Annotated in this window: 12 protein-coding genes; 4 read left to right on the forward strand and 8 right to left on the reverse strand. The window is 71.8% G+C overall.

The window, feature by feature from the left end; all coding sequences use genetic code 11:
* Nucleotides 1–478: 478 nt before the first annotated feature.
* Entirely contained in the window at nt 479–2,359 is a 1,881-nt protein-coding gene (glmS, locus tag ACZ6TB_RS39130) for a glutamine--fructose-6-phosphate transaminase (isomerizing) (protein WP_465563711.1), read from the reverse strand.
* Nucleotides 2,360–2,546: 187 nt separating this feature from the next.
* On the opposite strand from glmS, the gene ACZ6TB_RS39135 reads away from it, so the two are divergent.
* Nucleotides 2,547–3,407 (forward strand): MmpS family transport accessory protein, encoded by an 861-nt coding sequence (locus ACZ6TB_RS39135; RefSeq protein WP_465563714.1) that lies wholly within the window; start codon nt 2,547–2,549, stop codon nt 3,405–3,407.
* Between the two features lie 14 nt (nt 3,408–3,421).
* Nucleotides 3,422–4,603 carry a pyridoxal phosphate-dependent aminotransferase gene (locus tag ACZ6TB_RS39140; RefSeq protein ID WP_465563716.1) on the forward strand — a complete coding sequence of 394 codons (1,182 nt, stop codon included), beginning with the start codon at nt 3,422–3,424 and terminating at the stop codon, nt 4,601–4,603.
* On the opposite strand, the gene glmM is transcribed toward ACZ6TB_RS39140, so the two are convergent.
* The 3 genes from glmM to rplM form a co-directional block, all read right to left on the reverse strand.
* A complete protein-coding gene (gene glmM, locus ACZ6TB_RS39145; RefSeq protein WP_465563721.1) occupies nt 4,600–5,952 on the reverse strand; it encodes a phosphoglucosamine mutase in 1,353 nt (450 codons plus the stop codon). The two genes, ACZ6TB_RS39140 and glmM, sit on opposite strands and share 4 nt — an antisense overlap.
* 96 nt (nt 5,953–6,048) lie before the next feature.
* Nucleotides 6,049–6,546, reverse strand: coding sequence for a 30S ribosomal protein S9 (gene rpsI, locus ACZ6TB_RS39150; protein WP_465563722.1), 498 nt, complete (start codon nt 6,544–6,546; stop codon nt 6,049–6,051).
* Between the two features lie 20 nt (nt 6,547–6,566).
* Nucleotides 6,567–7,010 (reverse strand): 50S ribosomal protein L13, encoded by a 444-nt coding sequence (rplM, locus tag ACZ6TB_RS39155; RefSeq protein WP_030436545.1) that lies wholly within the window; start codon nt 7,008–7,010, stop codon nt 6,567–6,569.
* Between the two features lie 610 nt (nt 7,011–7,620).
* Between rplM and ACZ6TB_RS39160 the strand changes: the two genes are divergently transcribed.
* Nucleotides 7,621–8,766, forward strand: a complete 1,146-nt coding sequence (locus ACZ6TB_RS39160; protein WP_465563725.1) for a uroporphyrinogen-III synthase — start codon at nt 7,621–7,623, stop codon at nt 8,764–8,766.
* 7 nt (nt 8,767–8,773) lie between these two features.
* On the opposite strand, the gene ACZ6TB_RS39165 is transcribed toward ACZ6TB_RS39160, so the two are convergent.
* The 4 genes from ACZ6TB_RS39165 to ACZ6TB_RS39180 are packed head-to-tail and all read right to left on the reverse strand — an operon-like array spanning nt 8,774 to nt 13,185.
* Entirely contained in the window at nt 8,774–9,394 is a 621-nt protein-coding gene (locus ACZ6TB_RS39165) for a GTP-binding protein (protein ID WP_465563728.1), read from the reverse strand.
* Entirely contained in the window at nt 9,375–9,737 is a 363-nt protein-coding gene (locus tag ACZ6TB_RS39170) for a DUF742 domain-containing protein (RefSeq protein ID WP_465563730.1), read from the reverse strand. The genes ACZ6TB_RS39165 and ACZ6TB_RS39170 overlap by 20 nt, the downstream gene beginning before the upstream one ends.
* Nucleotides 9,738–9,772: 35 nt before the next feature.
* A complete protein-coding gene (locus tag ACZ6TB_RS39175) occupies nt 9,773–10,180 on the reverse strand; it encodes a roadblock/LC7 domain-containing protein (RefSeq protein WP_465563733.1) in 408 nt (135 codons plus the stop codon).
* A complete protein-coding gene (locus ACZ6TB_RS39180) occupies nt 10,177–13,185 on the reverse strand; it encodes a sensor histidine kinase (RefSeq protein WP_465563735.1) in 3,009 nt (1,002 codons plus the stop codon). The genes ACZ6TB_RS39175 and ACZ6TB_RS39180 overlap by 4 nt, the downstream gene beginning before the upstream one ends.
* Nucleotides 13,186–13,598: 413 nt before the next feature.
* On the opposite strand from ACZ6TB_RS39180, the gene ACZ6TB_RS39185 reads away from it, so the two are divergent.
* A complete protein-coding gene (locus tag ACZ6TB_RS39185) occupies nt 13,599–14,765 on the forward strand; it encodes an ABC transporter substrate-binding protein (protein WP_465563738.1) in 1,167 nt (388 codons plus the stop codon).
* Nucleotides 14,766–14,857: the final 92 nt, after the last annotated feature.

Raw genomic sequence — 14,857 nt, forward strand, 5'->3', positions numbered from 1 at the left:
GGCGGAATGCGTTGCGGACCCGCGGCCGACGACGGCGGAATGCGTTGCGGACCGCCGCCAGCCGGCGACGGCGGAGTGTGCTGGGGACCGCCGGCGGGAGGCAGCGGGACATGCTGCGGACCGCCGGCGGGCGACGGCCCGAAGGTGCCCGGCGGGCCCGACGCGCGGCGGCGGGCGCGAGCCCGCACGATGAGGGCCGAGCGGCGGAAACGCGCCCGGCCGCTGAGCGCGCGGCCCCTGAGCGTGGGATGGCCGGGCGGCCAGGAACGCTGAGGGGAAAAGCCCGGGCGGGCGAGCGTGTAACGGCCGGGGAGGGCCGCCCGCCCGGGCGAGTTCAGGCCGGAGCCGTCCGGCGTCCGAGCGGTGGCCGGAGCCGTCCGGCGTCCGAGCGGTGGCCGGAGCCGTCCGGCGTCCGAGCGGTGGCCGGAGCCGGGTGAAGCCAGGTCACTCCGCCGCCGGGCGGCTCGGGCGACCTGGGCTATTCGACGGTGACGGACTTGGCCAGGTTCCGGGGCTGGTCCACATCGAGGCCGCGGGCGGCGGCGATCTCGCAGGCCAGGATCTGCAGCGGGACCGTCGTCATCAGCGGGGCCAGCAGGGTGGGCGTGCTGGGCACGGGGATGAGGTGGTCGGCGTAGGCGCGGACGGCGTCGTCGCCCTCTTCGGCGATCACGATGGTGCGGGCGCCGCGGGCTCGGACCTCCTGGATGTTGGAGACGACCTTGTCGCGCATCACGCCCCGGCCGGCGGGGGACGGCACGACGCAGACCACCGGCGTGCCCTCGTCGATCAGGGCGATCGGGCCGTGCTTCAGCTCACCGGCGGCGAAGCCCTCGGCGTGCATGTAGGCGAGCTCCTTGAGCTTCAGCGCGCCCTCGAGCGCCACCGGGTAGCCGACGTGGCGGCCGATGAACAGGACCGTCGAGGCCGACTTCAGGTCGCGGGCCAGGGCTCGCACGTCCTCCATCTGGCCGAGCAGGCTGGTCAGGGCGTCGGGGGTGCTGCGCAGCTTCTCGACCACGGCGGCGACCTCGTCGGCGTACATGACGCCGCGGATCTGGGCCAGGTGCAGGCCGATCAGGTAGCAGGCGACCAGCTGGGTGAGGAACGCCTTGGTGGACGCCACCGCGATCTCGGGGCCGCCGTGGGTGTAGAGCACGGCGTCGGACTCGCGGGGGATCGTCGAGCCGTTCGTGTTGCAGATCGCCAGCACCCGGGCCTTCTGCTCCTTGGCGTGCCGGAGCGCCATGAGGGTGTCCATCGACTCGCCCGACTGGCTGATCGCGACCACCAGCGTGGACCGGTCGAGGATCGGGTCGCGGTAGCGGAACTCGCTGGCCAGCTCGACCTCGCAGGGGATGCGGGTCCAGTGCTCGATCGCGTACTTGGCGACCATGCCGGCGTGGTACGAGGTGCCGCAGGCCACGATGAAGACCTTGTCGACGTCGCGCAGGTCCTGGTCGGTGAGGCGGACCTCGTCGAGGACGATCTCGCCGCGGTCGGAGAGGCGGCCGAGCAGGGTGTCGGCGATCGCCCGCGGCTGCTCGGCGATCTCCTTGAGCATGAAGTAGTCGTAGCCACCCTTCTCGGCGGCCGAGGCGTCCCAGTCGATGTGGAACTCCTGGCCGGTCGCGGGCTCGCCGTCGAAGCCGGTGATCTCGATGCCGGCCGGAGTGATCAGCACGACCTGGTCCTGGCCGAGCTCGATCGCGTCGCGGGTGTGCTCGATGAACGCCGAGACGTCGCTGGCCAGGAAGTTCTCCCCCTGGCCGCGGCCGACCACGAGCGGCGAGTTGCGCCGGGCCGCCACCACCGCGTCGGGCACGTCCAGGTCGACGGCCAGCAGGGTGAACGCGCCGTCGAGCCGGCGGACGGTGCGGCGCATGGCCTCGGCCAGCAACTGCGGGCCGGGCTCGCCGCCCGCCTCGCGCAGCGCGCGCATCTCGGCGGAGATCAGGTGGGCCGCGCACTCGGTGTCGGTGTCGCTCGCGAACTCGACGCCGGTCGCCTCGAGCTCGGCGCGCAGCCGGGCGAAGTTCTCGATGATGCCGTTGTGGATGACGGCGACCCGGCCGTCGGCGGAGAGGTGCGGGTGGGCGTTGCGGTCGGTGGGGCCGCCGTGCGTCGCCCACCGGGTGTGCCCGATCGCCGTGCTGCCCGACGAGATGCCGTCGGTGGCCCGCTCGGCGAGCGCCTTCTCCAGGTTGGCCAGCTTGCCGGCCTTCTTCTCGGTCAGAATCCCGCCATCGACGACGGCGATGCCCGCGGAGTCATATCCGCGGTACTCCAGCCGTCGGAGGCCGTCGAGAACGATGCTCAGTGCCGGCCGGCTGCCGACGTAACCCACGATGCCACACATGCGGGGCAGACTAGCCGACGATCGCTCATCCGTCATGTTCGAGAGAGGTACTTTCAAGCATCCGAGTTGCTCGAAAGTGTGGTAACCGGTCGATGGTGGCCCGGACCGCCCGGGGAGCCGCCGGTGGCGTTGTTGGCGTACCGTCGGCTTGCGCGCCGACGGGCCGCGCCCGCACCGGGAGAGACGCTTGACCAACCACCCCGACACCCCGCCGCCGGACCCGGCCGCCCTTCCGCCGGTGACGCCGTACGCTGCGGACGCGACGACGCCGATCCACGGAGACAGCGCCCCGATCCCCGGAGGCAACGCCCCGATCTCCGGGCAGCCCTGGTCGACGCCGTCGGGCGATCCCCTCTCCCCCGAGCCCTACCGCCCGCCCGGCCCGGCTTCCTACGCACCGGGCTACGCGGCGATCCCCGAGCCCGACAACCCGCCGACGTCGCAGTTCCCGCCCCAGCCGGTGAACTACGCGCCCCCGGGATACGCGCCCGACTACGGAATCGCCGCCCACCAGCCCCCACCGGGCTACGGGCCTCCGCCGGGTTACGGCCCCCCTCAGCCCCCTCCCCGCCGGAGCAACGCCCCGATCATCGCGGTGATCGTCGCGGTCGCGGTGCTGCTCTGCGGCGGCCTCGCCACGGCCGGCGTGCTGCTCGCGCAAAACGTGACAAACACGGCCAAGAAGGCGGTCGACCCGTACACCAACCTGCCCACCCAGGTACCCGAGGCCCCCAACCTGCCGGACGACCCGCAGGCGCAGCACAAGATCACGGTGACGTACGAGGTGACCGGCGACGGACCGGCCTCGATCGCGTACATCGACGACATCGACCAGGCCCCGGTGCGCAAGACCGAGGTCACACTGCCGTGGAAGTTCACCACCACGATGGAGACCCCGGCCCTGCTCTCGGTGGTCGCGGTCCGGATCGGCACGACCGAGGGCACGGTCACCTGCCGCGCCACGGTCGACGGCGCCGAGGTGAAGAAGAGCACATCGAACCGGGGTACCGTCGCTACCGCGTCCTGCATCCACCTGGCATTCGAATAGAGGAGCGAGACCGAGTGACGACCGACCCGCTGGTCGAGCGCATGCGGGCGTTCGGCACCACGATCTTCACCGAGATGTCGGCCTTGGCCGTACGCACCGGGTCGATCAACCTCGGCCAGGGATTCCCGGACACCGACGGTCCCGCCGAGATGCTCGACGCCGCCGCCAAGGCCCTGCGCGGCGGCGCCAACCAGTACCCGCCGCTGGCCGGCATCCCGGCCCTGCGCACGGCGATCGCCGAGCACGAGCGCCGGTTCTGGGGCCTCGAGCGCGACCCGGACGGCGAGGTCGTGGTCACCGCCGGCGCCACCGAGGCGGTCGCCGCCGCGATCCTCGGCCTCTGCGAGCCGGGCGACGAGGTCGTCACGTTCGAGCCCTACTACGACTCGTACGCGGCCTCGATCACCCTGGCCGGCGCCGTCCGGCGGCCGGTAACCCTGCGCCCGGGCCCGGACGGCCGCTACCGGTTCGACGAGGACCACCTGCGCGCCGCGTTCGGCCCGCGCACCCGGATGGTGCTGCTCAACTCCCCGCACAACCCCACCGGCAAGGTCTTCACCCGGGCCGAGCTCACCCTGATCGCGGAGCTCTGCCGGGAGCACGACGTCTACGCCGTCACCGACGAGGTCTACGAGCACCTGGTGTTCAGCGACGCGAGCGAGCCGCACGTCCCGCTCGCGAGCCTCCCCGGCATGCGCGACCGCACCCTGCGCATCTCCTCGGCCGGCAAGACCTTCTCCTGCACCGGCTGGAAGGTCGGCTGGGCCACCGGCCCGCAAAAACTGGTCTCCACGGTCGCCCGGGTCAAGCAGTTCCTGACCTTCGTCAACGCCGGCCCGCTCCAGCCGGCCGTCGCGGTCGCCCTGGCCCTGCCGGACAGCTACTTCACCGGTTTCCGGGACGGCCTCCAGGCCCGCCGCGACCGCCTGGTCGCCGGCCTGACCGAGGCCGGCTTCGGCGTACTCCCGTCGGAAGGCACCTACTTCGTCACCGCCGACATCACGCCGCTGGGCGGAACGGACGGCGCCGACTTCTGCCGCGAGCTGCCCGGCCGCTGCGGGGTGGTCGCCGTGCCGACCCAGGTCTTCTACGACCATCAGGAGGCGGGCCGCCACCTCATCCGCTTCGCGTTCTGCAAACGCGAGGAGGTAATAGACGAGGCGGCCCAGCGCCTGACGAAACTGGCCCGGCCCTAACGAGCGGGGCTGGCCGCCGCGACCTCGTCGGCGATCCGCGAGGCGACCGTGCGGGCCTGCTCCTCGGTGCCGGCCTCGACCATCACCCGTACGAGTGGCTCGGTTCCCGACGGACGCAGCAGCACCCGCCCGGTCTCCCCGAGTTCCGCCTCGGCCTGCGCGACGGCGGACAGCACGGCGGGCGCCGACGCCCCCGATGCCCGGTCGCCGACCTTCACGTTGATCAGCACCTGGGGCAGCTTGTGCACGACCGCCGCCAGGTCGGCCAGCGACTTGCCACTGGCCGCCAGCTGGGCCATCAGGTGCAGGCCGGTCAGCACGCCGTCGCCCGTGGTCGCGTACGCGGGCATGACGATGTGTCCGCTCTGCTCGCCGCCCAGCGCCAGCCCGCCCGCGTTCAGCTCCTCGAGCACGTACCGGTCGCCGACCTTGGCCTCGATCAGCCGGATGCCGGACTGCTTCATCGCGATGCGCAGGCCCAGGTTGCTCATCACGGTCGCCACCAGGGTGTCGTCGGTGAGCGTGCCGGCGTCGCGCATGGCCAGGGCCAGGATCGCCATGATCTGGTCGCCGTCGACGATGTCACCCGAAGCGGTGACCGCGAGGCAGCGGTCCGCGTCGCCGTCGTGCGCGATGCCCAGGTCGGCGCCCTCGGCCAGCACCCGGTCGCGCACCTTGTCCATGTGCGTCGAGCCGCACTGCTCGTTGATGTTGAGGCCGTCCGGGTCGGCGTGGATCGCGATGACCTCGGCGCCGGCCTCCTCGTACGCGGTCGGGCCGACCTCGCTGGCCGCGCCGTTCGCGCAGTCCACCACGACCTTGAGGCCGCTCAGCGAGTGCGGGGTCGAGCCGACCAGGTGCTTGATGTAGTGCTCGGCGCCGTCCAGCAGGTCGTGCACGCGGCCGATCCCGGCGCCCGTGGGCCGGCCGATCAGCCCATGGCCGTCCGCGATCGCCTGCTCGATGCGCTCCTCGAGCTCGTCCGGCAGCTTGGTGCCGCCGGCCGCGAACAGCTTGATCCCGTTGTCGGGCATCGGGTTGTGCGAGGCCGAGAGCATCACGCCGAGGTCCGCGTTGGTCTGCGCGACCAGGAAGGCGACGGCCGGCGTGGGCAGCACGCCGACCCGGACCACGTTGGCGCCGGCGCTGGTCAGCCCGGCGACCACGGCCGCCTCGAGCATCTCGCCGCTGGCCCGCGGGTCACGCCCGACGATCGCCATCGGCTGGTGGCTGCTGTCGCTCTCGACCAGGACCCGAGCCGCCGCGACCGCGACGGAGAGGGCCAGTTCCGGGGTCAGGTCGCCGTTGGCGAGCCCGCGCACGCCGTCGGTTCCGAACAGTCGCCCCATGGCGGCTTCCTTTCAAACAACCGGGTGGAGGAATGCAAAACGGCCGGGCCCGCCCCCGACGTGGAGTGGGGGCGAACCCGGCCGCCTGTTAAGCGATCAGCGCTTCGAGTACTGCGGGGCCTTGCGGGCCTTCTTGAGACCGTACTTCTTGCTCTCCTTGACCCGCGCGTCGCGGGTGAGGAAGCCGGCCTTCTTCAGGGCGGGGCGGTCGTCCGGCTCGTTGGTGATGAGCGCACGGGCGATGCCGAGGCGCAGCGCACCGGCCTGGCCGGTGATGCCGCCGCCACGCAGGTTGGCGATCACGTCGAACTGCTCGGCCTTCTCGGCGGTGACGAGCGGCTCACGGATGAGCTGCTGGTGCACCTTGCTCGGGAAGTAGGCCTCGAGGTCGCGACCGTTGCAGGTGATCTTGCCGGTGCCGGGCACGAGGCGCACCCGAACGATGGCCTCCTTACGGCGGCCGACGGTCTGGATCGGACGGTCACCGGGACGCGGGGCGCGGACCGGGGCCGGCGCGGGCGTCTCGACCACGACGACCGTCTCAGCGGGCTCCTCGACGGTCTCGACGACCTCGGGCTCGATGATGTCGGACATGCTGCTGCCTTCTCCCGCGCTCACTGCGCGATCTGGGTGATTTCGAACGGCTTCGGCTGCTGAGCGGCGTGCGGGTGCTCAGCGCCCGGGTAGACCTTCAGCTTCTTGAGGATCTGCCGCGCGAGCTTGTTGTGCGGGAGCATGCCCTTGACGGCCAGCTCGATCGCCTTCTCGGGGCGCTTGGTGAGCAGCTCCTCGTAGCCGACCTGCTTGAGGCCGCCGGGGTAACCCGAGTGGCGGTAGGCCACCTTGGTCTGCCGCTTGTTGCCGGTGAGTGCCACCTTGCCCGCGTTGATGATCACGACGAAGTCGCCGGTGTCGACGTGCGGCGCGAAGGTCGGCTTGTGCTTACCGCGCAGAAGGTTGGCGGTGTGGGTAGCCAGGCGGCCCAGAACGACGTCGGAAGCGTCGATAATGTGCCACTGACGCTCGATCTCACCCGGCTTCGGGCTGTACGTACGCACAGAATTACCTTGTCTTGTCGTCGGTCTGGGGTCGCGCGCTGACCACGCCAAGACGGGAAAGCCTCAGGCGCGAAGCAGCTGTCACACAACAGCAGGCAACAATACCCGGCCGCGCGGCGCGTGGTCAAAACGAGGCGGTCCGCCGGACCCCCAAGGATAAGCGTGACAAGCATACTCCGTCGTCCGACGCACCCGACGGCGGGATCCGGAGCGGCGAGGCCGGTCGTGATCAGCGACACCAAGGGCCGCTCTTAGCAGGCTCGAAACAAACGGGACGCCCGGGCGAAATCCCCCGCGTGCACGCTTCGGTCATGGCCAATGGCGCGCAGCCCTCGACGACGCGGGACAGGCATAGCCCCCGCGGGCGCGGACGGCGCACTATTGATAGGCCACCGTCAGGGTTGAGGACGGACCTGGCGGTGACCGCCGGACCGGTTTTCCGGGTCGGCGAGGAGGAGTCGCGGTGTGCGCCGGACGGAGGTACGGCGGAGAACGCAAGCGTGACATGGGAGCGGGTCGACGCTGAGGACGGCGAGCTCCGAGCGTGCCCTTCGGTGGACCGGACGGCCACGCCGCGACTTCTCGATCAAAAACAAGAGATCAAGACCGGATGACCGACCGTACGGGGGGAACGCGTCGGACGGTCATCACGGCGGCCGCCCTGGCCCAGCCCACCGCGTCCCTGTCCGGTTACACGGTCGGGGTCACCAGCGACCGCCGCCGCGACGAGCTCGCCGGCCTGCTGGAGAGCCGGGGCGCCCGGGTGGTGCTGGCCCCGGCCCTGCGCATCGTGCCGATCGCCGACGACGCCGAGCTCCGCGCCGCGACCCGGGCCTGCCTGGACACCCCGCCCGACATCGTGCTGGTCAACACGGGCATCGGCATGCGCGGCTGGCTCGAGGCGGCCGAGGGCTGGGGCCTGGCCGAGCCGCTGCGGGCCGCGCTGGCCCGGGCCTACCTGATCGGCCGTGGCCCCAAGGCGCGCGCCGCGATCCGCTCGGCCGGGCTGCGGGAGCGGTGGTCCCCCGAGGGCGAGAGCTACGAGGAGGTCGCCGATCATCTCCGGGCCCGGGGTATCGCCGGCCTCACCGTGGCGCTCCAGCTGCACGGGGAGAGCCAGCCCGAGTACATCGAGGCGCTAGAGGCGGCCGGGGCCCGGGTGATCGAGGTGCCGGTCTACCGGTGGGCGCCGCCCGTCGACCCGGCGCCGCTGCACCGGCTGGTCGACCTGATCACCGGCCATCTCGTGGACGCCGTGACGTTCACCGCCGCGCCGGCCGTGCACGCGCTGCTGCGGGCGGCCGGGCCGGTCACCGAGCCGCTGATCGACGCGTTGCGTACCCGGGTGATGGTCGCCTGTGTGGGCCCGGTGACCGCCGCGCCGTTGCGCCGCCACGACGTCCCGATCGTGTCCCCGCCTCGCGCCCGGCTCAGCGCGCTGGTCCGCACGATCGTCGAGGAGCTGCCGAAACGGGCGGTCTCGCTCGAGGTGGCCGGCCATGCCCTGACCCTGCGCGGCCACGCCGCGGTCGTGGACGGCGACCTGAAGCCGCTCGCGCCGGCCCCGATGGCGGTGCTGCGGGCGCTGGCGTCCGTGCCCGGCCGGGTGCTCTCCCGGGCGGCGCTGCTGCACGCCCTGCCCCGCGGCGCCGACGAGCACGCGGTGGAGATGGCGGTGGCCCGGCTCCGGGCGGGCCTCGGCGCGCCCGGAGTGGTCCAGACCGTGGTGAAGCGGGGTTACCGGCTCCCGAACTGACGGCCGATCAGCCGACGACCGCCGGATATCCGCCGCTCTGCTCGGCCACCAGCGTGGCCATCGCGTGCTCGACGACCTGCACGAGCACGCCCTTCACCGAGTCGCGATGCCGGGCGTCGCACAGCACCAGCGGCACGTGCGGCGGGATGGCCAGCGCCTCGCGTACCTCGTCCGGCTCGTAGCGCGGCGCGTTGTCGAAGCAGTTGAGCGCCACGATGTAAGGGAGGTGACGATTCTCGAAATAGTCGAGAGGCGCGAACGCGTCCGCGATCCGACGGGTGTCGACCAGCACCGCGGCGCCCACGGCGCCCCGGATGAGCTCGTCCCACATGAACCAGAAGCGGGTCTGCCCGGGGGTGCCGAAGAGGTAGAGGATCAGGTCGTCGGCCATGGTGATACGGCCGAAGTCCATCGCCACCGTGGTGGTCTCCTTGCCGGGCACCTTGGACGCGTCGTCGACGCCCTGCCCGGCCGAGGTCATCAGCGCCTCGGTGGTCAGTGGCTCGATCTCGGAGACCGAACCGACGAGCGTCGTCTTGCCGACGCCGAAGCCGCCCGCAATGACGATCTTCGCGGAGGTGATCTCCTTGGGTTGCGCCCCCGCCCGCTCAGAGCTTGCGAAGTCCACTCAACACCCTTTCCAGCAGATCCATCCGCTCCGTGAAGCCCTTCTTGGGAGCGGCGCTGTGCAACGACAGCAGTCCGTCGGCGACCATGTCCGCGACCAGCACCCGGGACACGCCCAGCGGAAGCCGGGTGAGTGCCGAGAGCTCGGCCAGGGACTGCGGCTTCGCCTCGCAGAGCACGGCGATGCGGTACTTGTCATGCCCGGCGAACCGGGCCTCCTGCACGGCGGCCTGGCTGGCTACCAGGACCGCCTCGATCGGTATGTCGCGGCGTGGCTCGGTCCGTCCGCGGGTGACCGCGTACGGGCGCACCAGGTTGCCTCGCGGGTCCTGTGGCTGCCCCATGACGCGATCACCCCCTCCTGACCGTCGGCCGGCTGCTAATGGCTGACGGTCTCACGTGGCGCGGGCGTCAGCGCGGCGCCGACCCGCTCCACGAGCAGGGCCATCTCGTACCCGACCTGACCGACGTCGCAGCTGCGGGCCGCGAGCACGGCCATCGACGAGCCATCGCTGACGGACATCAGGAAGAGGTATCCGCTCTCCATCTCGATGATCGTCTGCTGGACGGTGCCCGCGTTGAACATGCGGGACGCGCCCTCGGTGAGGCTCACCACGCCGGAGGCGATGGCGGCGAGCTGGTCGGCTCGGTCGGTCGGCAGGTCACGCGACGACGCGAGCAACAGACCGTCCGCCGACACCGCCACGACGTGGGCGATGCCGGCGACGCTGTTGGCGAAGTTGTTGAGCAGCCAGCCCATGTCATGCATGGTGGGGGGCCTGGTCACTGGTCCTTCTCCTTAGCCTGGACGGCGGCGGACTCGGAAGTGCCGTCCGTACGCCCTCGTTGCACACCACGGTGGTACGCGGACAGGAGTCCACGGACCTCGTCGGGGCTGCGACGGTTCTGGGTTCGCGGCCCGCTCTGCACGCCGCCGGGCACGAGTTGCGCCTGCGGCACGCGCTTGGGCAGGCCCGAGCGCGTGGTGCCGGCATCGACCGGCTCCGCCGCCGCCATGGCCCGCTTCCATCCGTCGTCGGCCGCCGTCTTCCAGCGGTCCTCCGCGGCCGGCCGCGGCCTCGGAACCGACGATCCATTGTGCCCGTTCCCCGGGGACGTGGGTGCGGGCGGCGCCGCCTCGGCCGCCGGCGGCGGCGAGACCGGTGCCGGAGCAGGGGCCGGAGCGGCCGGGGCGGGAGCGGGAGCGGCAACGGGAGGAGGAGGCGACGCCGGGGTGGCGGGCGCTGCCGGGGTGGCGGGCGCCGCCGGGGTGGCGGGTGGCGGTGGCGAAGCGGCCGCGCCCGAGTTCGGCGGCGGCCGGTATCCGGCGGTCGGCATGCCCCACTCCTCCGCGGCCGCACCGTCATGGTTCCGGAACCAGCTCTGCTGCATCTGCACGAAGATCGGCGACTCGGACCGTTCCTCGGGCGCCGGCGCCCGCGGAGCCACCGGCGGCGGGACCGGCGGCATCGCGGCCAGGGCGGCCCCCCAGCCGCCCGTGTCCGGTTGCGCCGGCGCCGGGGGCGGCGCCATCGGGGTCGGGGTGAAGCCGTTCATCGTGGTGGTGTCGTGGGCGTTGACCGGCTTGGCCACCCGGGTGGGCAGCGGGGGCCGGTTCGGCGTGGGAGCGGGGTCGGACGCCGGGCGCTGCGACGGGAACTCGGGCAGCAGCGGGTGCGACGGCCGGGCCGGCTCGTTGTCGGGCCAGCGCTCGAAGGACGGTGACGGCGAGGGCGCGGGCGAGATGGCGGGCAGCGTCGCGGTCGCGGCCCGGGTGGCCATCCCGTCCCAGCCACCGGACGGGGCGGCGCCGAGCTCGGGGGTCGGGCCGGCGGGCAGCGCGCCGCCGCCGCGGCTCGGCAGCACGACGATGCTGGCCGGCAGGATCACCTGGGCGACGGTGCCGCCCTCGAGGTTGGCCCGCAGCTCGACCCGGATGCCGTAGCGGCTGGCGAGCCGGCTCACCACGGCCAGGCCCATCAGGCGGAACGCGGCGACGTCGACGTTCGGCGTCTCGGCGAGCCGGCGGTTGAGCTGGTCCATCTGCTCCTCGGACATGCCGAGGCCGCGGTCCTCCACCTGGATCACGACGTAGTCGCGGATGCGCCGGCCGTCGGCGACCACGGTGGTCGTCGGCGGGGAGAAGCGGGTGGCGTTGTCGAGCAGCTCGGCGACCAGGCGGACGACGTCGTTGACGGCGAGCGCCGCGATCGCGACGTCGGTGTCGACGGTGCCGAACTCGATGCGGTTGTAGAGCTCGACCTCGGACTGGCTGGCCCGCAGCGCGTCGACCAGCAGCGCGTCCTCGCGGCGCGGCGCGCTGGAGTCGGCGCCGGCCAGGACCAGCAGGTTTTCGTCGTTGCGGCGCATCCGGGTGGCCAGGTGGTCCAGCTCGAACAGCCGGGCCAGGCGCTTCGGGTCCTCCTCGGTGCGCTCGATGCTGTCCAGCTCGCCGATCATCCGGTCGACCAGGCTCTGCGAGCGGCGGGCCAGGTTGAGGAACATCGCCGAGACGCTGGTGCGCAGCGCGGCCTGCTCGGCCGCGATCCGGACCGCCTCGCGGTGCACCACGTTGAACGCCTGGGCGACCTGGCCGATCTCGTCGCGGTTGGTGAGCCGGATCGGGTCGCGGATCTGGCCGATGATCTCGTCGGCGCCGGTCTCGCCGAGCGTCCGGGCGTCGCGCAGCCGGGCCACGGCGTCGGGCAGGTCGCGGTTGGCCACCGCGAGCGCGCCCTCCCGCAGGCGGCGCAGCGACAGGTTGAGCGAGCGGGCCAGGATCACGGCGAGCGCGATGGCGACGATGAGCACGAGCAGCACGAGGGCGGCTTCGAGAGCGGCCTGGCGTACGACCGAGGCGCTCTGGTCCGACGCGAGGGTGACGTTCTCGGACTCCAGCTCCTGCTCGGCCCAGCGCATGAGGTCGACGACCGCGCCGAACGAGTTGGTCACCTCGTTCGCCGGAACCGGCACGCCCCGGCCGAGCTGGATCGAGATCTGGTCGGCCAGGTTGACCGCGTCGCCGGTGACCACGTCGTCCACGAGGGACTGCTGCTCCGGCGTGGCGAAGGCCGCGAACGTCTGCAGGCCCTCCTGCTGGCTGGTCTGCGCCGCGATGAACGCGCTGCGCTGCTCGGCGCTCAGGTCGCCGGAGACCAGGGCCGTGTACGCGATCGCGTCGAGCTCGGCCGCACCCGCCTTGGCCTTGCCGAACGCGCTGGTGGCCCGCAGGCTGTCGCCGACCTTGTCGTCACCCGCGTACTGGCTGACCGCGTCGCCGTAGCCGAGCAGGTCGGCGAGCACCACGCCGTAGCGCGACATCGCCTCGGCCACGCCCAGGCCGTCCCGCTTGCCGACCTGGTTGCGGGTGGCGTCCAGGGTGTTCAGGTTGTCGTCGATCTGCGCGAGGCTGCTCTGCACCGTGTCGGGCGGGCTGTCGAGCGCGCGCCGGCTCACCCGGTAGGCCTGGATCTCGGCATCGGTGGCCTTGACCGAGGCCGTGTACGCGTCCGGTTTGGATCCCGGCGTCGCGAGGAACTCGGCCGCCTCCATCCGCTCCGCGTGCAGCAGCTGGGTCAGCGTGGAGACGTCGGTGCCGAGCTCGGTGAGCTTCTCGACCTGGTCGGCCGCCGTGGCCTGCTGGCTCACGTCGACCAGGCGCGCGGTCGCGAGCACGATCACCGCGGCGAGCGGGACGAACAGAATCAGGGCCAGTTTGGCCCGGATCCGTGCGTCACGGAGCCGGGGGAAGACGCCACGGCCCGCCACCAGGGTCGAAGATCCGGTGCTCACGACTTCTCCTCTGTGATCATCCCCGTGTTTCTTCGCCCGCCAGAGGCTGCGGCCCGGCGATTTCATCAGAGAGTGTTGCCGTTTGGGAAGCCTGAGCCCGTCCGGAAACAAACTTGTTGTCCGATGAGTAACCACCCTTTCGGTTCCACTTTCGACACCGTCATCGCTTTGACGTGCACGAATGTCCTAGGGGCAACCGAGAGTGATTTTCCGGTTACCGGAGGCCGTCAAGATTCCAACCAATATGTGGGACGTCGATCCCGAACCGGTGCTCAGGACCGGCTTGACCAGCCGCCATCACGTTGGCAAGGTTTGGCGCGATCAGACGGACGTGTTGTCCGTATCGGCACACCCGCGGCTGGTCACCGTTGCCGCCGGCGTTCCGCGTAACCGCCCCTTTAGGAGGCACCCCCGTGAGGCTCCCCCGCCTCGCCACGGCATCCATCGTGGCCTCGACTCTTCTCGTCGCCGGGCTGACCGGCTGCTCATCGGACGACGGGGACGCGGGCGGTGACGGCGGCACGATCGTGATCGGGGCCGACCTGAACAACTCGTCCACGGTGGACCTCGCGTACGGCCGCGCCCTGCAGTTGCGGATCGACCAGGTGAACGCGTCCGGCCGGCTGGGCGGCCGCAAACTGCTTTTGCGCACCCAGGACAATCGCTCCGACCCGACCACGTCGCTGCGGAACATCAGCACGTTCGCCGACGACGCCTCGGTCGCCGCGATGGTCGGCGGGTCCTGCGACGCCTGCCTGGTGAGCGCGGCCAAGACGATCAACGACAAGAAGCTGCCGACCATCGCGCTGGCTGCCTCCGACGAGATCACCCAGCCGATCGCCGACCGGCAGTACGTCTTCAAGCTCGGCCCCAACTCGGCCGACAGCGCCGCCGCGATGGTCGCCGAGCTGCACCGGCTGCGGGTGCCGGACGCCGCGGTGCTCTACTCCGACGACCTCTACGGCCAGGGCGGCAAGGCCGCGCTCCTGGCCGAGCTGGGCAAGGCCAAGATCACGGTGAAGGGCACGAGCTCGGTGAAGCCGACCGCCACCGACGTCACCCAGGCGGTCGAGACGCTGACCGCGGCCAAGCCGGCCGCCCTGCTCGTGCTGGCCTCGCCCGACCAGGCCGCGCTCGCCGCCACCAGCGCGAAGCACGCCGGTTTCGCCGGCAAGATCTACTTCGACGCCGCGGCCGCCAGCGACATGTTCATCCCGCTCGCCTCGGCCGCGGCCACGAACAACACGACGATGGTGTTCACCCAGATCCTGGCGATCGACGACGTGATCGCGACGACGCCGGCCAAGGCCTCCCGCAAGCAGTGGTTCCGCGACTACATCTCGCGGTACGGCAGCTACTCGGGCGTGGCCTCGTTCGCGGCCGACGCGGTCGACCTGATCGCCGCCGCGGTGGCCCGGGTCGGCGGCAACCGCGACCAGATCCGGGCGATCCTGGAGACCTCGCAGACGGACGGCATCTCCGGCCCGATCCGCCTCACCCCGGCCAACCACTCGGGTCTCATGCCGCAGGCGCTGACGCTGCTCGTGGCCCGGGCCGGCCGCTGGCGGCTGGCCTCATAAGTGATCATGCGCTGGCTACAACCAGTAGTCACCAAAAGGGTTTCTTAAGAAACGGTCTCGGAGTGGCGTTGCGGGGCCCGGATCCGTAACCT

The sequence above is a fragment of the Actinoplanes sp. NPDC051537 genome (genome assembly GCF_055586105.1).